Origin of the sequence: Leptospira borgpetersenii serovar Javanica (genome assembly GCF_003046425.1) — a bacterium.
GTDB classification, from domain to species: domain Bacteria; phylum Spirochaetota; class Leptospiria; order Leptospirales; family Leptospiraceae; genus Leptospira; species Leptospira borgpetersenii.
Map to the genome: position 1 here is coordinate 29,566 of NZ_QAJG01000009.1, position 21,982 is coordinate 51,547.

The 21,982-nt window shown below is 40.9% G+C and carries 16 protein-coding genes and 1 pseudogene; 10 read left to right on the forward strand and 7 right to left on the reverse strand.

All coding sequences use genetic code 11. The features are described from left to right. The first annotated feature begins 504 nt into the window (after nucleotides 1-504). On the forward strand, nucleotides 505-2,637 hold the full coding sequence (locus CLV95_RS08940; RefSeq protein WP_002732212.1) for a hypothetical protein: 2,133 nt from the start codon (nucleotides 505-507) through the stop codon (nucleotides 2,635-2,637). 5 nt (nucleotides 2,638-2,642) lie between these two features. Here CLV95_RS08940 and CLV95_RS08945 read toward each other — a convergent pair whose 3' ends face one another. Continuing rightward, nucleotides 2,643-3,098: a hypothetical protein gene (locus tag CLV95_RS08945; protein ID WP_002732149.1), complete on the reverse strand. Its 456-nt coding sequence runs from the start codon at nucleotides 3,096-3,098 to the stop codon at nucleotides 2,643-2,645. Nucleotides 3,099-3,244: 146 nt separating this feature from the next. Here CLV95_RS08945 and CLV95_RS08950 point away from each other — a divergent pair, with 146 nt between their 5' ends. The 7 genes from CLV95_RS08950 (at nucleotide 3,245) to CLV95_RS08980 (ending at nucleotide 12,251) form a co-directional block, all read left to right on the forward strand. Beyond that, complete coding sequence (locus CLV95_RS08950) at nucleotides 3,245-5,137, forward strand: polysaccharide biosynthesis protein (protein ID WP_107694923.1); 1,893 nt, start codon at nucleotides 3,245-3,247, stop codon at nucleotides 5,135-5,137. Further along, nucleotides 5,130-5,612, forward strand: a complete 483-nt coding sequence (locus tag CLV95_RS08955; RefSeq protein WP_002732085.1) for a hypothetical protein — start codon at nucleotides 5,130-5,132, stop codon at nucleotides 5,610-5,612. Before CLV95_RS08950 ends, CLV95_RS08955 begins: the two co-directional genes overlap by 8 nt. Further along, complete coding sequence (locus CLV95_RS08960) at nucleotides 5,609-7,219, forward strand: membrane protein (RefSeq protein WP_002732193.1); 1,611 nt, start codon at nucleotides 5,609-5,611, stop codon at nucleotides 7,217-7,219. The genes CLV95_RS08955 and CLV95_RS08960 overlap by 4 nt, the downstream gene beginning before the upstream one ends. Before the next feature lie 274 nt (nucleotides 7,220-7,493). Beyond that, entirely contained in the window at nucleotides 7,494-8,381 is an 888-nt protein-coding gene (gene htpX, locus CLV95_RS08965; protein ID WP_002726085.1) for a protease HtpX, read from the forward strand. 199 nt (nucleotides 8,382-8,580) lie between these two features. Beyond that, nucleotides 8,581-9,114, forward strand: a complete 534-nt coding sequence (locus tag CLV95_RS08970; RefSeq protein WP_107694925.1) for an adenine phosphoribosyltransferase — start codon at nucleotides 8,581-8,583, stop codon at nucleotides 9,112-9,114. A gap of 30 nt (nucleotides 9,115-9,144) precedes the next feature. Further along, nucleotides 9,145-10,653 carry a S1C family serine protease gene (locus CLV95_RS08975; RefSeq protein ID WP_026054861.1) on the forward strand — a complete coding sequence of 503 codons (1,509 nt, stop codon included), beginning with the start codon at nucleotides 9,145-9,147 and terminating at the stop codon, nucleotides 10,651-10,653. A 14-nt stretch (nucleotides 10,654-10,667) separates the two neighbouring features. Then, the gene (locus tag CLV95_RS08980; protein ID WP_002732170.1) at nucleotides 10,668-12,251 is read left to right on the forward strand and encodes a PDZ domain-containing protein; all 1,584 of its coding nucleotides are present in this window, start codon (nucleotides 10,668-10,670) and stop codon (nucleotides 12,249-12,251) included. Between the two features lie 694 nt (nucleotides 12,252-12,945). Here the strand turns inward: CLV95_RS08980 and CLV95_RS08985 are convergent. The 3 genes and pseudogenes from CLV95_RS08985 to CLV95_RS08995 form a co-directional block, all read right to left on the reverse strand. Then, the gene (locus CLV95_RS08985; protein WP_002726049.1) at nucleotides 12,946-14,190 is read right to left on the reverse strand and encodes an AZOBR_p60025 family cell surface glycopolymer formation protein; all 1,245 of its coding nucleotides are present in this window, start codon (nucleotides 14,188-14,190) and stop codon (nucleotides 12,946-12,948) included. Then, nucleotides 14,190-15,764 (reverse strand): hypothetical protein, encoded by a 1,575-nt coding sequence (locus CLV95_RS08990; RefSeq protein ID WP_002732079.1) that lies wholly within the window; start codon nucleotides 15,762-15,764, stop codon nucleotides 14,190-14,192. The genes CLV95_RS08985 and CLV95_RS08990 overlap by 1 nt, the downstream gene beginning before the upstream one ends. Continuing rightward, a pseudogene (locus CLV95_RS08995) lies at nucleotides 15,761-15,869 on the reverse strand (transcriptional repressor); the annotation flags it as partial. The gene CLV95_RS08990 and the pseudogene CLV95_RS08995, both read right to left, overlap by 4 nt. Nucleotides 15,870-16,274: 405 nt before the next feature. On the opposite strand from CLV95_RS08995, the gene CLV95_RS09000 reads away from it, so the two are divergent. Both CLV95_RS09000 and CLV95_RS09005 read left to right on the forward strand, forming a co-directional pair. Further along, nucleotides 16,275-16,952: a biliverdin-producing heme oxygenase gene (locus tag CLV95_RS09000; RefSeq protein WP_002732111.1), complete on the forward strand. Its 678-nt coding sequence runs from the start codon at nucleotides 16,275-16,277 to the stop codon at nucleotides 16,950-16,952. A 1-nt stretch (nucleotide 16,953) separates the two neighbouring features. Beyond that, entirely contained in the window at nucleotides 16,954-18,150 is a 1,197-nt protein-coding gene (locus tag CLV95_RS09005) for an MFS transporter (RefSeq protein ID WP_002726083.1), read from the forward strand. 403 nt (nucleotides 18,151-18,553) lie between these two features. Here CLV95_RS09005 and CLV95_RS09010 read toward each other — a convergent pair whose 3' ends face one another. The 3 genes from CLV95_RS09010 to CLV95_RS09020 are packed head-to-tail and all read right to left on the reverse strand — an operon-like array spanning nucleotide 18,554 to nucleotide 21,948. Beyond that, the gene (locus CLV95_RS09010) at nucleotides 18,554-20,647 is read right to left on the reverse strand and encodes a TonB-dependent receptor plug domain-containing protein (RefSeq protein ID WP_002726021.1); all 2,094 of its coding nucleotides are present in this window, start codon (nucleotides 20,645-20,647) and stop codon (nucleotides 18,554-18,556) included. Between the two features lie 4 nt (nucleotides 20,648-20,651). Beyond that, nucleotides 20,652-21,344 (reverse strand): HmuY family protein, encoded by a 693-nt coding sequence (locus CLV95_RS09015; protein ID WP_002726039.1) that lies wholly within the window; start codon nucleotides 21,342-21,344, stop codon nucleotides 20,652-20,654. Nucleotides 21,345-21,357: 13 nt separating this feature from the next. Further along, a complete protein-coding gene (locus CLV95_RS09020; RefSeq protein WP_002726023.1) occupies nucleotides 21,358-21,948 on the reverse strand; it encodes an LIC20153 family lipoprotein in 591 nt (196 codons plus the stop codon). Between the last annotated feature and the right edge of the window lie 34 nt (nucleotides 21,949-21,982).

The window sequence follows — 21,982 nt, forward strand, 5'->3', positions numbered from 1 at the left end:
TTTAGGATTCCTATCAAAATGAATAGAGTGTTGAAAAAAGTTCGGATTAACAAAATTACTTCAATCGACCGTAAAACAGAGGCAGATAGAGAAGTATTGGATTTTAGGATTACTTAGGGGCATCGGACTTGTTTTCAAACAGAATCAAAAGGTTTTGCTCGGACAAAACTTGTATTCTAAGAACTTGTCCTAAAACTGTCTTCTGTGGGAGCGGCATTGCCGCGACACTGTCCTTAGTCCTCTGAATGTAGGAGCTCCCACGGATCATGGCTTTTTGAACATTTACGGGCTTTCGAACAGATTTTATTGTTCGTTCGTGCACCTCTTGTTGGAGTTCTTACGATTCCAAGGTTTTGGACAAGTTCTAAGTAAAACGTCAACTTTTTTGGGTAGAGTCGATCTAAGATAGGGAAGTTTCGGAATTAAAATTGCAGGATTCTTAAAGTTAAAATCGTTTCAAAGAATCCTGCTTGACCTCAAAAGGAAGAAACTTATACATTTCGCATGTTTTTGTTAGGCCAAGCACGCCCAATTCTTGTCTGGCCGGAATTTTCTTGGATTCCTGTCATCAATGGAACTATCTTTGTGATCCTTCTATTGGTTGCCGGATATTATCTGGAAAGACGTTTTCGCAAATCGATCGAAAATCGCGCTGCGCTCCGGGCTAAGATTCTTAAAAAGTTACCTCTTACATACATGAACGGAAGGGATGTGATTCAGATACATTCCTTTTTGGATCACACCTCGGTTTCCGTTCTTCAGAAAATTGCGGAGTCACCATCTTGGTTTCAGGAGATTTTTCTTCCGGAACTCGCACTTTATCTTGCTCATCAAGGGGAGCTTCCTGCATGGAGAGATACGATCATATTCAAAAGACTGCAACATCTCGTCCGTGATCTTGGTCCTCATCCTAGAAAAATCACTCCGGTCGTATTTTTAACCGATGGAGAAGAAGCCTTTCCCGGTTTTTTGTATTCTAACCCACCTGGGTCTGACTTCGTTCAGAAGTCGCTCCACACGAAAGTATTCACAAAAAAACTCTACAATACGTTTCCGGTTTCGGTGGGAGATAAGATTCACGTTTTGTATTCGGGTGATGATAAGGAATGGATTCGTTTCGACGCGAAGATTTTCAACCTGAAAGGAAACGACATGGGTATTCAAGTGGAAACTGTTCCCGAAAAAGATCCGGAAAAAACGAGAGCTTGGGGGGGAATTCAAATGGGAGGTGCCGGAGGAATTCAGGAAGACGTCACCCTACCCGAAGAATTTCAAGGAAGTCTTGCACAAATTTTAAACTACGCTGAGATGAGCCCTTCCACCGCGGCTGAGATTCAAAAAAGGGTACACGCATTTAAAGAACATCCTGGTCTGGTCCGTAAGGAACATAAGCCGGAGGAAATTCAGACTTTTATAGAACTCTATTCCGCTTGTTATGCAAAATACAGATCGGATATCGTTCCCATTCCAAAACCGGTTCTACTATTCTTATATTTCTTTTATGTGGACGAGAACCTTCTTTCTCCCGCGAGAATTGTTCAACTTTACGGAACACTGGAAAAAATCCGAAGTTATACACAAGATTCCTCTCCATCCAATCATAAAATTGCGGTATATTTTTTACCGGAATGGTTGGGACTCATTCTTTCGGGCAAAAAAACGCCTTCCCGAAATCATCTAGCACAATCCTACGAACAAGTACGCGCTTCCATGCTCCGAAAAACAGGAACCGACGAATATGCGAGTGACAGCGGGATCGAGGACTTGTTGCATCTTCTCGATTGGGAATTGAGTAACTTATTATTCAACGGACTGATCGGTGTTTCTTCCAATCCGAATCTTGCGTATCCGATTCTTTCCGAAGATCAGATGTACGGAGAAACCGACGCGTTTTTGGTTACTCATGAAAAAATAAATGCAGTTGTAGATCACGTTCGTAAAATCGATAAACATCTATTTTACAGACAGGTTTCCTTTGAACCAGAACAGACTCCCGGCAAACCGGAACTTGCAATGAAAGAAATCTGTCCGGACTGTATTATACTTCCGGTTTTCGGAAATAGAGGGGTTCTTTGGCAGGAAATTACTTCCGGACTTGTATCGAGAGGACGTCTTGTATTCCCTCAGATTTTGAACGAGAATATGACTTTGGCGATAACGAGAACCCTTGGAGAATTCAAGTGGGAGATTGAACGGACGGTTCGAGGAAGGAAGTGGAAAGATTCCGCTCCACCTTCACTTACTTCGGAATATTATCTTTATCTGGAGAATTATCGAAAATCCCCTGCTCTCACTCCCGATGCGAAAAAAAGTATCGATCAACAACTTATCAAATACAGAAAAAATTTAAAAGATATGTTTGCTTCGGATTATTCCTATTGGATTCTTTTCGAATCGTCTGGAAAACTCAGACTCAACCGAGTGGCGAGGGACGTTCTCAATCGGTATGTTCCTTTTTCCCCTCAAGTTCGGACCGAATTACAAAAACATCCGATTCTAAAGGAATCGATGGATTCTTTTGAGTCCAGAAAAAGAAGACTTGTTTCGGGAATCAAAAAAAGATACAATCCCTACTTTCAGGCCGGAAACGTTCCCGTAGAGGTTTTAGAAACGATACGGTTTTTCGAAGAAATGTGAGAATATTATAATAGTCTTTCGAATGCCGATGCTCGTAAGTCTTTCGTCACGAAAAACTTGGCGTGGCATAGGGGACAACTGTGGTTTCCGAAATTTTGTATTTTCAAAAGATGAAAACAAATCGGACAATTAATGAGTGTGGGAGTATTTTCGGAGAAAGCGGAGGAATCGGTTGCGATCAAGTGTGATTTTGCGGATTCCCGATCTTTGAACACAGGAATTTCCTTTTCGTTTTGTGCGGAGATTTCGATAGGCACGGAACAAATTGCGAATTTGGATTCCGGAAAACGTTTCGGAAGTCGGTTTAATAACGAAACACCTTCCGGCGTGGCCGATTTGAGCCCGGAAGCGTCCAAAAGGATTTTACGTGGAAATTCGGATAACTCTTCCAATTTGGAAAGCAAAGCTTCTCCCAATTTAAAATCCAAATCTCCTTGGAGGTTGATGATGATCTCTTTCAAAGTGTCCTGAAATAATGATTTATCCTCTTATTGGAAGTGAGGCAAGAAAAGAATTTCTGCAACACATTTTTCGGTTTACCTAAAAATCGGAATGGTCTGTTTCAAAAAGGTTGGACTTTTAGAAACGAACGGATTTTATTTCCTACATGCTCGGTCGGTGGAATCGAAGAATGTGGATTTTTCCTTTAGATCTGTTGTTCATGGGAATTTCCTATTTTTTGGCGCACTGGATTCGCTTTGAGTCTTTTATTTTTCTCTCGTCACCGGAAAGATTTTTTACCTCTTTGATCATTGTCATTAGCGTCAGGGCCTGTGTTTTCATACTCTCCGATATTTACAGGTCGATTTGGGTTTACGCTTCGATACACGATCTTGTGGAAATCATCAAGGTCACACTTCTCTCCTCTCTAATTTCAACTACGGCACTCTTATTTTACAATCGTTTCGAACAACTTTCCAGAATGGTTCCCGTTTTGGACACACTCCTTCTACTCAGTTTTCTTTGTATTCGTAGTTTTTCCTGGAGAGTATTTCGGGATCAGTACATTCTCAAAAAATCCAAGGAAGAAGGTCTTCCGACACTGATTCTGGGAGCCGGAAAGATAGGTGCGACTCTACTTTCGGAAATTCGAAGACACAACGAACTCAAACTCAATCCAATCGGATTTTTAGATGATAACGTCCAGAAAATCGGAGCGCATATCCAAGGGGTTCCGATTCTGGCAAAAATCGACCAAGCGGAACAAATGATCAATCGTTTCGGAATAAAACAAGTCATCATCGCCATCTCCAATCCGGACGGAAAACTCATCAGTCGGTTGATTCGTTCTTTTGAGAGTACGGATGTGAAGTTTAAAATTCTTCCTTCTTTGGGCTCTTTGTTTTTTGATTCTCCCAAATTAAATCAACTCAGAGAAGTGCGGGTGGAAGACCTTTTAGGTCGTCCAGTCGTAGATCTTGAAGTCGAGTCCATTCGTTCCTATCTAAAAGGGAAATCGATTTTGATTACAGGAGCGGGAGGTTCGATCGGAAGTGAACTCTGTCGGCAGGTTGCCGTTTTTGAGCCGTCTCGAATTCTTCTTTTGGATGCAGCGGAAACACCGTTGTACGAAATCGAATACGAGCTTGGAAAAAAATTACAAGGACAAAATATAGAACTCGTTCCAATCGTCGCGGATATCAAAAATCTTTCCAGAGTCAGTTCTATTTTTGAAAAACATTCTCCCGAAGTTGTATTTCATTCGGCCGCTTACAAGCACGTTCCGATGATGGAAGTCAACCCGACCGAAGCAGTGATGAATAACGTGTTGGGCACGAAAAACGTCGCTGATATTTCCAGGCTTTCGGGGGTGGAACGTTTTGTTTTAATCTCCACGGATAAGGCGGTTAATCCCGTGAACATCATGGGTGCTTCCAAACGTGCGGCGGAATTGTATTTACAACATGTTTCCCGAGAAACAAAAACCAAGTTTATTACGGTTCGATTCGGAAACGTTCTCGGTTCCAACGGATCTGTGATTCCAAGGTTTAGGGAGCAAATCGCAAACGGTGGTCCGGTTACCGTCACACATCCCGATGTAATCCGTTATTTTATGACAATTCCGGAAGCGACTCAGTTAGTTCTCCAAGCTGGAAGTATGGGAGAATGCGGAGAGATCTTTATACTTGAGATGGGAGAGCCAGTAAAAATTCTCAACTTAGCGGAAGAGATGATTCGTCTCTGCGGTCTCAGACCTCATGTGGATATACCGATTCAGTTCACCGGACTCAGACCGGGGGAAAAATTATTCGAAGAACTTCTTTTAGATCTGGAAGGAATTAAAAAAACTCATCATCCTAAGATCAAAATCGCCGCGCCCTTGGAAAATCAGGAAGTGACTACTTTTGTTGCAAGATTCAACGAACTTTTAACTGCAGGAAGGATGAACAAGGATATTTTTCTCGCTTTTAAGGCTTTGGTTCCAGAATACAAGATCCACGGAGATTATTTGAATGAAGCCGTCACGGGAGTTTCCGATCAAAATTTGAAGAATGGATAATCAATATATAAAAGAAGAAATTCTAACCCTCAGAAGATTCAAACGTTCTTTGTTCGATCTTTACTGGGAAGGATTTGGAACCTTCTATCTACATGCTCTTCCCCATGGCAAATTAGTTATCGGCAAACGAGGGTTAGTCGGAGAGGAAAGAGAGACCGGAATCATTCTCGTATTCGGACCCCAAGGCGGAGTCCGTAATTTGGACGCGGGAGAAGAATGGATCTACGCCGAACTTCAATTCGGTTATACTTGGGAAGAAGTTTTTGTTCCTTGGGACTGTATATTCCGCTACTTCGATAAAGCTCAGACGACTTTGATTCATATGAAAGTGTTTGCGTCGGAACAAATACAAGAGGCCTCTCAGGGACTTGCACTCGGAGAAAAAACAACTTTAGTGAAAAAAAAAGAAGGTGATGTGAAAGGCGATCAGTCCAACGTGATTCAAGTGGATTTCGGGAGTAAATCGAAACAATGAGCCAAAATAAATTCAAATGGTTTGTGCCGGGAGATTTAGACGGATTTTTCGGTCTAATGATCGACAATCTGATTCAGATTCTCGTTCTTTCTTTTTTGTTAACTACCCTTTGCGGCGTTCCGAGCGAATTTGTATATAAAGTAATTCTTCCGGGAACGGCAATTTCTCTTCTGCTTGGAAATCTGTTTTATTCCTGGCAGGCGCATCGTCTCGCCCGAAAAGAAAACAGGCCCGACGTCACTGCTCTTCCGTACGGAATCAATACGGTTTCCTTATTTGCATTTACGTTCTTTATTATACTTCCCGTATATAAGAAAACCGGCGATTATAAAATAGCTTGGCAGGTAGGGCTCATGGCGAGTTTTCTTTCGGGTTTGATTGAAATGTCCGGTTCCTTTGTGGCGGAAAAGATTCGAAGAGTGACTCCAAGGGCCGCGCTTCTTTCCTCACTCGCGGGGATCGCGATTACGTTCATCTCCATGGACTTTTTAGTCCGCACCTTTCAAAATCCTCTGATTGCGTTTCTTCCTTTCGGAGTGATTCTATTGCAGTATTTTGCAAGAGTTGTGTTTCCGTTTCGTCTTCCGGGTGGATTTGTATCCGTCGTCTTGGGGACCTTGCTTGCTTGGTCAGCGGGAGCCTGGGGAAATCCGATTATGGATGCGGACTTGCTCAAGGGGGCCACGAATCACATCGGATTTTACTTCCCCACTTTGTGCGTACATGATTTATTCACCGCGTTTCAATTTGCGGATATGAGAGAATATCTTGCGGTTCTGATTCCGATGGGAATTTTTAACGTAATCGGTTCTTTACAAAATATAGAATCTGCGGAAGCTTCCGGGGATTCTTTCAACACAAGAGATTCTCTTCTTGCAAACGGAGTTGGAACCGTAGTCGGGTCTTTTTTCGGATCTCCATTCCCGACCACGATTTATATCGGTCATCCGGGTTGGAAAGCTCTGGGTGCCAGGGCTGGTTACTCTACCCTCAACGGAGTTTTCATGACGATCGTTGCTTTGTTCGGACTTCTCGCTTTTATTCAAGCATTGATTCCTGTGGAAGCGGGAATGGCGATCGTACTTTGGATCGGAATTGTGATCGGTTCTCAGGCATTTGAAGCGACTCCGAGCAGGCACGCTCCCGCTGTTATTATCGGGATTTTACCGGCGCTTGCGGGTTGGGGAATTTTACTGATTCAGTCTACATTCAATTATGCGGATCGATTGATCGTGGAAATTCTGGAAAATGCAGGAGTGAAAGAGACTGCACATCTATGGATGTCCGATGTCCCTCTTTCCCTTCCGTTTTTACCTTACCCTTTGGGAGGGCTTTTGAGTTTATCTCAAGGATTTTTGATTTCTTCTATGATCTGGGCTTCGATTGCGGTTTTTGTCATCGATCGGAATTTTAAAAAAGCTTTGATTGTTTGTTTCGTCGCGGCTGTTCTCGCATCCACCGGATTCATACACGGTTTTTCACTTCGAGGAAATGATGTTATCAGTCAGTTCGAACCGAGTATGAATTTTTTCGTAACCAGCTATATGTTCCTCGGAATTTTATTTTTATTAGCTTCTTTTTTTCGAAAGGAAACGCGAAAGGTATAAAAGGATAAGTTTGGAGCGTTTCGGATCAAAAAATTGATGAAATGTGTGCTGGGTTTCGAGTCGCATTTGAAAAAAACTCAAGCCAAACGCTTCCTATGGGGCGCGTTTTAGGGTAAAAAAACTGAGCAGAACGCTTCCTATGGGTCGCGTTCTGGGTCTAAGATCGTATAGATCTCAATAGGATTTTTAACGTCGTCCGTAGATTGCACTTATTGTTAGTTCATAAAATTCAATCTGCTTCTTCCTATGGGGCGCAAGATAAGGAGAAACTAAAATGTGGTTTAAACGAATTGGGTTATTTTTACTGACCAATATTCTAGTAGTTGTAACGATTTCGATCGTTACGAGTGTGCTTGGAATCGGTCCATATTTGGATGCAAACGGACTTAATCTGAGTTCCTTAGTTATCTTCTGTTTTCTCTGGGGTATGGGAGGTGCGTTTGTATCTCTACTTCTCTCCAAGTTTATGGCTAAGATGATGATGGGAGTGCAGATCATCGATCCTAGATCTGCGTCCGGTGCTGAAAGAGAATTGTATTCTAGAGTAGAAAGACTTGCAAGAGCGGCAAACCTTCCGATGCCCGAAGTGGGAATTTATCATTCTCCGGAAGTAAATGCATTTGCGACCGGACCTTCCAAGTCCAGTTCTCTTGTTGCGGTATCTAGCGGTTTACTTCAAGTGATGGACAACGCGGAAGTGGAAGGTGTTCTCGCGCACGAGTTGGCGCACGTTGCGAACGGAGACATGGTGACAATGACTCTGATTCAGGGTATTGTTAACGCTTTTGTAATGTTCTTTTCAAGGATCATCAGTTACGCTTTGAGTACGATGGTTAAAGACGAAATGCAATACACCGTACGTCTGATTTCCAATATCGTCTTAAGCATTCTGTTCAGTATTCTCGGATCGATCGTAGTCGCGTATTTCTCAAGAACCAGAGAATACCGTGCGGATGCAGGCGGAGCAAAACTCGTAGGACGTCAGAATATGATTGCGGCTCTTGAAAAACTAAGACGTACATTTGACGCACCTGAGGATGAAAGGGGCAAGGAAGCTCTTGCTACAATGAAAATATCCGGACATAACAAATGGATGGCCCTATTTTCAACTCACCCTCCTTTAGAAGCGAGAATTGCGGCTCTAAAGAACTCAGGATATTAAGAACTGTTTTCAAAAGGAAGACCATTCCGAGCAATCGGGATTTTTGGAACGAATGCTAAAATTCGTTTAAAATGGAAACTTCAAAATAAGCCCGGTTTTGCCGGGCTTTTCTCTATTCTGAACAAAAAAGAATTGTTTGAAATGTCTCTGATTTTTTGAATAGAACCGGTAAATTAAAAACCTGGGATGTAACACCTAGATGTCTATTGTTAAATCTAAAATCAGAACCATACCTGATTATCCAAAACCTGGAATCTTGTTTCGCGATATTACTTCACTTTTACTTGATCCGGAGGGACTTGCATTGACAATCGGAACGTTTGTCAATCGTTACCAAGATAAAGGAATCACAAAGGTAGCCGGAATCGAAGATAGGGGTTTCCTCACGGGAGCACCTCTTGCTTTTCAGCTCGGAGTCGGCTTTATTCCCATACGTAAAAAAGGAAAATTACCTGCCGAAACTGTGTCGGAAGAGTGCGACCTCGAATACGGAAAAGACGTGATCGAAATCCATAAGGACGCAGTCCAGCCGGGAGATAAAATTCTTCTGATGGACGATCTAATCGCAACCGGAGGTACTATGATCGCCGCAGTAAAACTTCTTAAAAAACTCGGAGCTCAAATCTACGAAGCTGGAGTCATCATTGATCTTCCGGATTTGGGTGGAAGTAAGAAACTTCAGGAAGAGCTTGAGGTTCCGGTTTTCGCGATTTGCGAATTCGAAGGGCATTAGAAAATTCTAAAATTCTTTTTGGAGGATTCATTGACGGCTATAGTATCTGGTTTTTTGGGGATCCGAATCGGTTTGAAATGTACGGTTCGTTTTTTTTCGCTTGGGTTGCTTCTTTGCATCCAGACTAAGATTTATTCCATTGAAAATCCTCTTTCTTTTGATGAACTTCGTAAAGGAGTTGTACAGATCCGGGTTTATTCCCAAGCGGTAAATCCGTTTTCTCCTTGGACGACCGATACGGTTCGAGCCGGTTCGGGAACAGGTTTTTTAATCGGAAATAAAAAAATTCTTACCAACGCACACGTGGTTTCTAATGCGAAATTCGTTCAGGTTCAGAGATACAATCAGACCGAATGGTACGGCGTAAAAATCCTACATCTCGCGCACGATTGTGATTTGGCGGTTTTGGAAGCTGAAAGCCCCGACTTCTACAAGGACTCGAGAGATTTACAACTCGGAGAAATTCCAGAGCTCAATTCTCCGTTGATTGTGGTCGGTTATCCGATCGGAGGGAATAAGGTTTCAGTTACAAGAGGAATCGTTTCCAGAAAGGATCAATCGGTTTATTCCCATTCCGCCGTCGACAGTCATTTAGTCTTACAAGTGGATGCGGCGATTAATCCAGGGAATTCCGGAGGTCCGGCGATTCAGGATGATAAGGTCGTAGGAGTTGCGTTTCAGGTTGCGATCAAGGGTGAGAATATCGGATATCTTATTCCGACAAACGTTATACGTCATTTTTTAACGGACATAGAAGACGGGAAATATGACGGATACGTGGAACTTGGAGTGAGAACTTTGAATTCGTTTAATATTTCTTTGAGAAAGGCCAAAGGAATTCCGGATCATTTGGAAGGAGTTTTTGTTTCTAGAGTTTTAAAAAATGGTTCTGCGGAAAATTATCTAAAGGAAGGAGATTTTCTCACCGAGATAGACGGGCAACCGATTGGAAAAAACGGAACCGTTATGCAGGATAAAGACGCAAGAGTTGACTTTGTCGAGATCGTGGATAATAAACACGCAGGGGACAAGATCTCTTTTAAACTGTATAGGGATGGAAAAGAAATGTCTGTTTCTTTTCCGGCGCGTCGTATGTCTGATTTCGATTTTATGAGAAATCAATACGATAAACAGTATGATTTCGAAATGATCGGCGGACTTTTATTTCAAGAAATGTCCCGAGATTTGATCACGAGTTGGGGTCGTGGCGGCAACACTTCCGGAGGAAGTCAGCTTTTATACAGATTTTTTTACTTCATAGAAGACGGGTTGAACCGGACAAAAAAAACCGACGTGGTTTTATACCGGAAACTTTCTGATCCGATCAATTCTTCCGCGGAATATTTTGTGAACCTTGTTTTGGAATCCGTTAACGGGATTCCTGTTACGGAATTGAACGATCTAAGAAAGATTTTAAAACAATCCAAGGATAAATATCTTCGTTTGAAATTTTTAGATATTCAGGTTCCTCTCGTTTTGGACCGCGAGGAAGCTGAAAAGGCGGACGAAAAAATCCGTAAAATTTACGGCTTGGAGTAATTAAGGAAATTATAATGTTAAAAATCTGTATCATACCGATATTTATCTGTTTTTCGTTGGGGGTTTTTGCGGAGAAGGTAGAATCAGATCGTGTTCTCATTAAAAAAAAATATTATAAAACGAAGAAAACGAATTACGATACGAAAAAAGAATCCTTGTCTTTAACGAAAACTTCCGCTTTATTCGGCAAGGGAATTCAGGAAATCTATCATAAAAGTATCGTTCAGATCAAAGTCACTTTTCAGGAGCCCGAATACCATCAACCTTGGAAGAAAAAAAATCCTAGAGTTCGAAGAGGAGTCGGGGTGGTCGTAGAAGGAAATCGAATTCTGATTCCCTACTCGCTTTTACCTGACGCGACTTTGATCGAAGTAAAAAAATATTCTTCCTATTCCGAGATAAAAGCGATCGTATTTCGTCACGATCCGGAATCTAATCTGGCTCTTCTTCGAGTCGAGAAAAAGAGTTTCTTCGATGATCTTATCCCCCTTACGTTTTCCCCGGTAGTCGTGTTTCCGAAGCAGGTCAACGTTTATCAACTTGATAACTCCGGTTCGATTCAGACTACAAGCGTGACTTTTTTGAGTATGGACATGGATCAGATGCCTCTTGGTCAGGTAGAACTTCCCGTTGTGGACGTGAGTTCCAGCGAGGGTTTGAACGGTTTTGGAGAAGTTGCGATTGAGAACGGAAAAGTTTCCGGTATTCTTTATGATTTTACTTCTGGAAAAAATTCCGGGAGAATCATTCCCTCTTTTGTCATTCAAAAATTCATCGAGACTCCGGGAGCGGACGTGTTTGGTTATAAAGGATTTCGTTTTCGTCCGATTACGGACGGCTCTGTAAAAAAATATTACGGTATGGAAAAATCAGATTCCGGAATTTTAGTCGCGGACGTCATTCCAGGTTCTTCAGCGAGCGGAGTCCTGAAACTTGAGGATATCATTCTCGAATTTGGTGGTAAGAATGTGGATTCGAAAGGATATATCGAACATCCTTTGTATGGAAAACAGGTTCTTTCCTTTTTGGCACACTCCGGAGATTCGTTCGGATATTCATTAGGAAAAGAAATTCCTATCCTTGTGCTGAGGGATAAAAAAAAGATTCATTTGAGCATGAAGTTGAAACCATTCCCTTATTCAGCGGTTCGAATTCCGTTTAAAAATATTCCCGCTTCCAACGATTTTGCCGTGGAAGGCGGTTTTGTGTTTTTGGAACTTTCTGAGTTCCTTCTGGAAGAATGGGGAAAGGATTGGAGATCCAGAGTGGATCGAAAGCTTCTCTATCTTTATGATTATTATAAATTTCACGAAAAAGAGGGAGATGTCGGAAAGGTTGTTCTTCTTTCTCAAGTTCTTCCAGATGAATCCAATAACGGTTTCCACGACCTTAGTTTTAAGATCGTGGAAAAAATCGACGGTCAAGATGTGAAATCGGTCCGGGATTTAAAACGAAATATCAGACAAGGTAAATCCGATTATGCATTGATTTCTTTGGACGACGGAACCGAGATTGCTTTGGATAGAACGAAATTAACGGAGATTAACGAAAGAATTTACAAGAGTTATAAAATTCGTTTTTCGGAGAACGGAAATTAAAAATTCACTTGAGATTCGAAAGTGCTCGTTTGGTTTCATTAATTTTACGTTTCAATTGAAAATTCGAATTTCTTGTTTTTTAAGAACTTTTTTCATTTATAGGACACTTTTATAAAGGATTTCTTTCAGAATTTCAGAATCGTAAGAACTCCTACTCGGTTTAACGGTAAAAAAGTAATTAAAAAAATGTGCAAACTTCCAAAAGAGACGTAATCTATAGAACTATTGCATTTTGTTATTAATGACTTAGAACTTGTCCCAATACTGTCTTCTGTAGGAGCGGCTATTGTCGCGGTCGCGACACTGCCATCAGTTCTCTGAATGTAGGAACCTTCTTGTTTTGTGAAAAATTCACGATGATATTTCTACGAAGTTTTGCTCCATTTTTCCCAATGGTATTGAAATGTCGTGTTTTTGATTCTCTGTTTTCTGCAATACTCTGTTTACGATAATCCGTCTTTGGAAATCCTTCAAACTTTTTGGGCCACCTATATTCATTTTTTCATCGAAGATAGTTTACCTGATTTTAAAAATTTACGGAAGGTGTGTTAGGCGATTATTTTAAAGTTTTGTTACGTTTTACATACTTCTATAGATGATGGTATCTATTCAAAAATATAAAAGTCAAAAAAACTGATCGGATAAAGAGAACAGAAAACAATTGGACTATGAATTTAAAATGTAACAAGGCTCTTCATTTCCAGATCTCGTAGGGAAGTGTTGAAGAGATAAATGTAAGTTTGAGCAAAAAAATGAAAACAATACTTCCAGTAACGATCCAATAAGCGAAATCCGAGATGGAGTCGTCCTCTAACTTCCAGAAGATCAAAAATGCAGTTGAAACTGTAAACATCCTAGAAACATTTTCATAGGAAGACCAATACAGTACGTAACCTGCGGAAAAAACGGAAAACATCACTAGAAAAAAGGCAAGCCGTCCTGCGATTCCCTTTTTCCAATTGCCGCTGCTAAGAATAAATAAACTGACGGTAAATAGAATAAAGATCGGAACTCTAGAAAATTTCTTTGCGAAGAGAATTAGGCCTGTTTCAAAATTGGGAACTTGTAAAAAAGATACTATGGCAGTACGGTTGATTTCTTTCCAATAACCGATAAGTCCGTCTAACGGAGTGAAAAAATCCGTGAATCTTGTCGGAGACCAATTTGGAAATTGGATTTTTAGAAAAACGGCCCAAAGAAACGGCAGAAACAGGGTCGAAGCGATTGTCGCCGCATCATTCCATTTTTTTTTCGAGAGAGATTCAATTCCGAGAGGAAAAAGCAGAAAAAGAGCTTGCTCCTTTGTTAAAATTGAAATTCCCCCGAACAAAAAAAACCAGATCCACTTTTCTTTTTTGTAAAACCAAAATGTGATTACTAAAAATCCGGTTAGAACTGCGTCACTGACTAAAAGAGAATAACTTCCTAAAAGAAAAGGCGAAAATAAATAGAGACTCGAATAAATGCGATACCTTTCACCGCAAAGATCTCTTAATAAGAACCAAGAAATCAAAATCAAGGTGACATTTAAGAAATACATTCCGAATACAGTTCCCCAGGTTCCGAACCAGCCGAAGATGGAGACAAAAAGTGGATAACCGATTCTAGAGGCACGAATGTTTTCTTCGAATCCTTTTGGCCAGTTTAAATTGAATTCGCTTAACATTCTGGAATAGTAATAAAAGATTTGTCCGTCGTAGCCGGCGCCTAGATCACCGGGACGGCCTAGAAACACGACCGCGCCTTTGGGAGTTTTTGCCGCATTTTGAATCGCGAATTGTATGCCGAAGTTGATTTGGGAACTCGGGTTCCAATCGTATTTTTTCCAGATCAAAAAGGAAGAAAGAGCGTATAACAAGATGAACAGAGGAAGAATGAAAAGAGGATTTACAAATAAACATCGAATTTTTGAAGGCAACGTATCCAATTCTGCTTTCATTATTTTTTCCGTGCTGAAACGTTTAAAAAATTTAGAATAACATCGGTATATAAAGCGGAACTGCGTATTGCTCCGTTAAAAGTCAGGTGATGAGGATCTAAAAACAATTTTTTGTTGGGAATCGCGTCCTTGAGATCGTAAAAACCGAATGTATCACTTTTGTGGGAACCCAAAAATTTAAGATAACCCTGATACCAGTTTCCATTTTTGTAATATTTGCTTTCAATCGGATTTTCGGGGGAATTGATGATGATCAATTTTTGACCGTTCGCTTTAAATTTGGCGATTGTCTTTTCCAAGAATTGAATTTCGGACCAAGCGAAATAAGGGGAATTACCCAAAATCACTTTGTTCTTCTGGATTTTTTTCAATCGGTTTAGTGCACCCTCGTTTTCGGGATTATAGTAAAGACGTCTTTCGTAGTCTTTCAGATAATCTTCATCGGACATGACTTCGATCCGATCATCGTCCAGACCGTGAATTCTTTCGTAAGAGATTCCAGTTCGAATTTCTCTTCTGCAAAAGTTTTGAGGCAGACGGATTCCATACGTCGCGGGAACGCCGAAAATTCTTGCATCAACTTCATTAGAACTCGTGGTCGGTGAAACTGTAAATTCTAAAGTTACAGTTTGCGGTATGCTCCCGGATTCTTCCTGAAACTCAAGAGTCAAGGGTTTCCAGCCTGCTTTCGGATATATTTCATCATGGATGGGTACTTGCGTTGAGATCCGTTTATCGGAGGGTGAGATGCGATTGATCCGAACTCTGATTCCCGGTTTCTGGGTAAAGATATCTTCCGACAATTTCCCGTCTTTGAGTTCACATTCGATTGTAAATTTTGGCGGAGTCCATCCTCTCAAAAAAATCCCTTCTTGGGGTATGGAACCTGTATAATAGTGATAGGAACGCATGGTTCTCGTATGATGCTCCATGTATTCTATCCAAGGATCGTATAAGAAACTTCTAAAGCGATTGAGCAAGATCAATGTTTTGGTCAATTGAGCGAAGAATTCCCCTTTTGTATAGCTTTTCCAGTGGTCGGCAAGGAACTCTCCCGGAAAAATAAAACGATTTTGATGACGGATTTTGTAGTCTCTCAATCTTGCTTGTTCGTCGAAACTAACTTCATAGTATTCTTTTTTTTGAATATAATCTAATTGCAAATCTGCCGGATTTAAAACGTAAAGCACGAGCTCCGGTTTTTTATTTAAGATATCATCGGAATAATAATAAAGATCTGTGGGAGATAGGGCAGGATGAGAATAAAATTCCGCTCTGAATTTTTCTCCGTCTTTTATGTTGGACGTTCTTACTTCATCCGTGATCTGTTGCGGATATGCGGAATAGAGAGCGACGCTACTCCCTGCGACGAGAATCCCCTTTTCGCCTTTTTCAAAACGAATGTTTCTTTGTTTATGAAGAAAGTTATACCAAGGAGAAGTGTCCCATTCTAACTCGTTTGGAAATTCAAAAAGAGCAATTGGAAACAGAACTCGATCTAAAAATAGGAATCCAAGTAATAGAAGCAGAGAGATCCAGATCGTTTTAATTTTTACTCGAGCCTCGGGATTCATTTTACCTTAGAATTGTAATTGGAACAGGTTCTATAAGAGTATGATCTCATAGGTATCCACACTAAAACCGTTCGGGCTTTTGTCCAGAGGAAACGAACGAATTTCAAAGCCTGTTCCGATCATGTTTTTTAGCAAACGTGATCATAATGAGAAACAACTTATTTTTTAATTTCATCTAAACAAACAGTTCAATTTTTACGTTTTTGTTGTCGTGTTTCTCTACAATAAGGTCTATTAAAATTCTACCTTTCTCATTGATAGGAACTCCTGCGGCGGCTTTTTTGATCCTTTCAAGATTTTACTTTTCCCGGGTTTTATTCGCAAATCAGTATCCATGGTCTTAACAATTCTTTGTTTGTAAGAGTTCCTACAAATTCCTCGAAACTCTTTTGGATTAATTCTTTGAAGAGTTTGAACTTTCCCAATAAAAATCGATCATTTTGTGTAAAATAAGTTTGATTCTCAGTATCAGATTAAAAGGATTGTCACAGTATTGTCAGGAGGTGCAAGATGAGTTTCGCAACCATCTTACGAGAAGGGACATCCGAAGAGCACAAAGCTGCAGAAGGTTCCACTTTCATTCGTTGTTTTATGAAAGGAATTTTGGAAAAAGGAACTTATGCAAAACATTTGGAAGCGTTTTATTTTGTTTATGAATCTATGGAAGAAGAATTGGAACGTCATACCGGAAATGTGGTACTAAAATCGATTCATTTTCCAGAGCTTTATCGAAAAGGAGCACTTTTAGAGGATCTTCAATTCTTTTATGAAACCTGGAAGCCAACCGATCACCAACCTAGCGCAGCGACTCAAGTTTATGTGAAAAGAATCCGCAACATTTCCGAAACTCGGCCGGAACTGTTGGCTGCACATTCCTATGTCCGTTATCTGGGAGATCTTTCCGGCGGACAGATCTTGAAAAAAGTTGCGGCCAGAGCTTTGAACCTTCCGGAAGGACAAGGGATTTCTTTTTATGAATTTCCCGCCATCCAGGATATCAATGGATTTAAACAAAATTATCGTGCCGCATTGGATTCTTTGCCCGTAAACGATTCTGAAAAGCAAGCGATTCTATCCGAATCTAAACAGGTATTTCTTTTAAATCAGGGAATTTTTTCTGAATTGGAACAGGACTTGATTTCTGCAATCGGTAAAGAAGTTTACGATACCGTTCTGGGAAAGGGTTGATTTGAAAAAGTCCGCCTATTTTCTGCCAGTGGCCGTTTTTTTAGCGATGCTTCCGGTTACGATGATCGTACCTGTATTTAAGGAAATTGTAAAGGATAGATTCCAATCGGGTAATGGAGAAGTCGCCTGGTTTTTGAGTATAGCGATGCTCGGGTCCTTTGTTTTTTCACCAATCGCCGGTTTTCTTTCGGATTATTTTGGAACTCGTAAAAAACTCATCGTTCTTTTTTGCGGGGTTGATGCCTTGTTTTTAAATCTTCTTCCATATGCGGAAAATCTCTCCACACTTTTGTTGTTTCGCTTTTTGGAAGGAGGAGCGCACGTATTTGTGGTTGGATTACTTCTTGCTTCTGTTGCCGACTTTGAACATGGAGAAACTAAACTTGAATTCGGCAATGGAAGTCTAATGGGGTTATCCGGAATGTTACTCTCTTTAGGAGGAGCCGTGGGACTTTCTTTCGGCTTTTTAGGGAGACAGGATCCAACTCTACCGTTTCGAATCGGTTCTGGGATTTTATTATTTCTCGGTTGGATCGTATATCGATTTGTTCCCGAAGAAAAGTTTAGATACTCGAAAAAACATTCTTGGAAAGAATCCGGCGTTTTCTTTTTAACTCACCCTCTCCTCTTGTTTCCTCTCGCATTTCAGTTCTTGGATCGTTTCACTTCCGGATATTTTATGAGTTCTCTGAATCTGCGTCTTCGGGAAAAGTTTTTTCTTAATCCTTCCGAAACCGGAAAAATGTTATCCTTGGTTTTTTTACCGATGGCTCTTTTGTCTTATCCTGCGATTTGTCTTTCCAAAAAAACTGGAAAGTATTTTCCAGTTGCCATCGGATCGTTAATCTACGGGCTCTCTTTGGTCTTTTCCGGAATGTTACAGTCGGTTCTATGGATCGGTGTTTCACTTCTATTCTGCGGATTAGGTGCGGGGTTGATGTTCAGCACTTCTTTACGGCTCGCCTCTTCCCTTTGTAAGCGTGAAAACAACGGGCTTGTGATGGCCGGTCTAATGGGATTCGGCTCGCTTGGATTTTTTTTGGGTCCGATCTCTTCGGTGGGGTTGGATCGGATCTCTACTACTTGGGCTCCTTTTTTGGGATCTTCTCTCACCGCATTCGTATTCGGGTCCGCGCAAATTCTAATCGTTTTGACGAGTATTCCCTTTTACAAGATTCTCAATAAGAAAGAGCTTTAGAATATTCTAAAAATATTTTATATTTGGAGTAATGCGACGTTTGGATCCGATTTGCCGTTGTATCTTTAACGTTCTTTCTTATATCAAATTCACGTTAGCATTACAGAACTGCCCCAAAACCAAAACCCCAGAATATGGAGACTCCTACAAGAGTTTAGTAAGAACTTGTCTCAAAACTGTCTTTTGTAGGAGCTATTACAATTTTAAACGATAGGAGAAAACGGCGAATGCGACGGTTTCTGTGGGAACTCCCACATTTTTTAAAAACTTACTGGGGTCCTTTAAAGATATTTTTCTTCGGGTTTTGAAATGGATTCTTAGGTTTTGGGACAAATTCGCAGTAGTTTCGAAAGTTCAATGAAATCTTCGGAAAAAGTGTCTTATGAATGTTTGAACAAGGAATTTAAAACTGAGCGGAAAATCCGCCGTAATAAAATCGAGGTCGGATTGGATTGTAGGTAAGTTCGTATTGATTAAGCACGTTATCCACTCCTAAAAAAAGAGAAAAGTGTTTATTGAAGAATTTCTGTTCGATTCTTACGTTCAGAATCGAAAACGGTTTTCCGTAAATCACGGGAGGATTTTCGTTCAATTTAACTTCGGTGGGAATAGAATCTTGTCCTGCTAGATTGTTCGTGGCACTATAGAACGGCCTTTTATCCAGATGTTTGCCTCTCAAGTTGAATTGGAACCCCCCAGGGGAATTATAGATGAAGTTTGCAGACGCCTGATGAAGAGCTCTTCCTTCTAAAGGTCTATCCGTATTTAGATCTCTTGTATCCGTATGATTATAACCCAATTCGAGTGTGAAGTATTTTAAAAATCTATACTGAACTCCGAATTCTCCTCCTCTCGTATATGCCTTTGCGATGTTTTGTAATTGAAATTCGGCAAATTCCTTCCCTTTGTTTGAATCGAATTTGTACTGAATTAAATTGATAATGTCGTTGCGGTATAAACTGAGGGAAAGTGTCAAAAAACTAAAAGGACTGTATTCCAAGTCTGAGTTGATCGTGATCGATCGTTCCGGTTTTAAATTCGGGTTCCCTTCCACTACGTAACCCACAGCCGGGTTTTCAAAACGAAGATACAATTCCTGAAAGCTGGGTGGACGAAAACCCCTTCCGTAGCTCGCCCTCCAAACTAAGTTCTGAAAAATATCGTAACGGACGGCAAGTTTAGGAGTCGTTTGATTGCCGAATTGAGAATCGTCGTCGTATCTCACTCCCGGAATCATTCGAATTCGGGGAGAACTGGAGATGATCCACTCGTCCTGAAAGAATACGGCCTTTCTAGTTCTATATACGTAGCGACTCTGTAAGCGATCCGATTCTAATTCATTCGCAAAGGATTCGGCACCTATCGTGATAAAATGCCTTTCGGAAGCTTCCATGTCCAATTGAACGGTTCCTTGGGAAGTGAGTTCTGCGTTCAATTGTTTTACGTCTAGTTCGTCCGACCCTCTTTGATTGTTGTAGTATTTGTTTTCCCATTTGGAAATGTTTCCTCGAAAGGAGATCAAATTTCTTTTTCCAAATCCGTATTCCAAGGAGCCTGTGGCTAAAAAATCGTGCGTTTTATTATTCCGGTCAAAAATTGCTTTGGATTGAGTCACGTCCACACCATTTTGATTCCTGTGTTGGTAAAGAATTCTAGTTTTACCTTTGAAGTTCCCGTCTGGGTTGAAGGTGAGATTTATTCCTGTGTTTAAATCCTGATATGCGTTTCCGGTCGTAGCCTGAGAATTCGGAACCAATCTGTAACCCGGATTTTTATTGTAACCTGAGGAAACAGAACCGCTGACGAACTCGTTTCTAAAACCCATGTTGGCATTTGTATTGAATTCCCCTTCAGTGTTGAAATTCTTTCGACTTCCGTTGCCGTAAGTGGTGCGCATTTCGTAGCTTAGTTTTTTATCCGCCTCTCTTGTGATGAGGTTGATGACCCCTCCGATTGCGTCTGCTCCGTATAATGCCGATGAGGCGCCCTTTACGATTTCGATTCTCTCTAAGTTCTGGACTTTGAATCTGCTGAGGTCCACAGCATTGTTTAAACGTCCTGCGATCCTTTCTCCGTCAATTAGAATCAGAACGTATTGCGAATCGAGACCGAGCATTCGAACTCTTGAACCTCCAAAGAACGGAACTACGTCGATTCCCAATTGGGTTTCTAAAACTTCGGCTGCGTTTCTTGCACCGCTAGCTTCTATTTTTTTACGGGAGATTACTTCGGTCGCGACCGTGGAATCTTTGAGTCTTCGTTCGCCTCTGGAACCTGTAACTACGATTTGGGATTCTTCTGGAATGTTTTGTCCGTTTTCTTTTCGAAGTGATTCGGTGGTTGTGTTGTTATTTTTCGTAATAATCCTGTTAGGTGATTCTTCCTCGACGACTTTGTTTCCAATTTTTGTGCTTTCATCTTGGGCTTGAATCGAGATACAAAAGAGAATCGGAAATAGGATCTGAATCGATTTAAATCGAAGGATCGAAAAGAACATACGATTAGTAAGGGATTTGCTTCCATCTTACGGTGGGATGTGCTGAGGTTCCCTCGGAATTATAATAACCGGTGATCTGAAAGAGGTAGTATTCGTTTCCCGTATTAGAACGGACTATAAAAATATTATAATTAGGCTGTAAAAAAGCGAAAGTGTAGTTAAACCACTTGTTGAGTACATTGCTCCCCACGTAGTTGGTTTGAATTCCACCAGCCGCGATTTCAGATACGTTTGTGTCGGGAGAAAAAAAAGCGTTTGTACAACCCAAAGCTCTAGAAGTGCTCGAAGCTGCGACATTGAAATCGGTGAGAACAGGATTGGTTAAACAGGCTCCTCCTTGTCCCTCCGAATAGGTCAAACCTCCGTTTGTTTGAAGCTTGAATCTTTGGAAACCCACGTCCCAACCTCCGGATGTGTCCGGAACAAAAGCTTGAGTTTTGTTTGCAAAGTTGTATTTGATCCATACATCATACGAGGCCGATCTAACTTTTGTGATAAACGAACCGTCTTCGTTCAATTCTGTGGAAAGAATTTTAGAACGATTCGCTTCTTCGATTTGTTTTTGTAAGGCGAGAATCGATTGTTTGAACGCAAGTTCTTCGTTGTCGACCGCGGAATGTTGTCTCGCGCAGAAAACAAGGAGCAAGGCTCCGAGTCCAAAGAGGAATAGCGGTTTGAAGTTCAAAAATGCGTTCATTTAAATCGGTATCTTATTGTAGTTGAAATGTAGTCGTAGGAGGTTCGGCGGTTCTACTCGCAAGATAGAAAACAAAATAGTAATTCCCGCCTTTTGTAGCATTTAGCGTATACGTATAAGGACCGTCACCTGCAACGGAACCGTACTGGCCTTCACTATTTGTAGTGTAAGTTGATCTTGCTATATCTTGAGCGACATCGGAAAGCGGGCAGGAAGAGGCATTATAGACCAAAGGTGCGTTTTCATTGTTGGAGCTCCCTTCGTCAAAATCCGCAACGTTACGCCCGGTCAAAACAATTTTAGTTCCATTCACTGCATCTGTAACTTTAACGGCTGCGATGGAATGATTTACGAATGGGACCTTGCCATAAATAAGTGTTTGAACGGAAGTAGTAGCAGTCATTGCAGGTAGGGAAGCGACCTTACCTTTGACGGTTGCGGAACAGTTGTAACTGGGGGTTAAACCGACTAAAGCCAAAAGAAGCATCGAAGCAACGCCGTCTTTTTTATCATCTTCTTTCTTATCGTTTTTGCAGTTTAAGAGTAACCCAAGAATGAGGCTAAAAGTAACTGCTATTTTTGCATATTTTTGAATATTTCTCATAATGTACTCCTTTAGTAATTGAGCCATCTTGAAA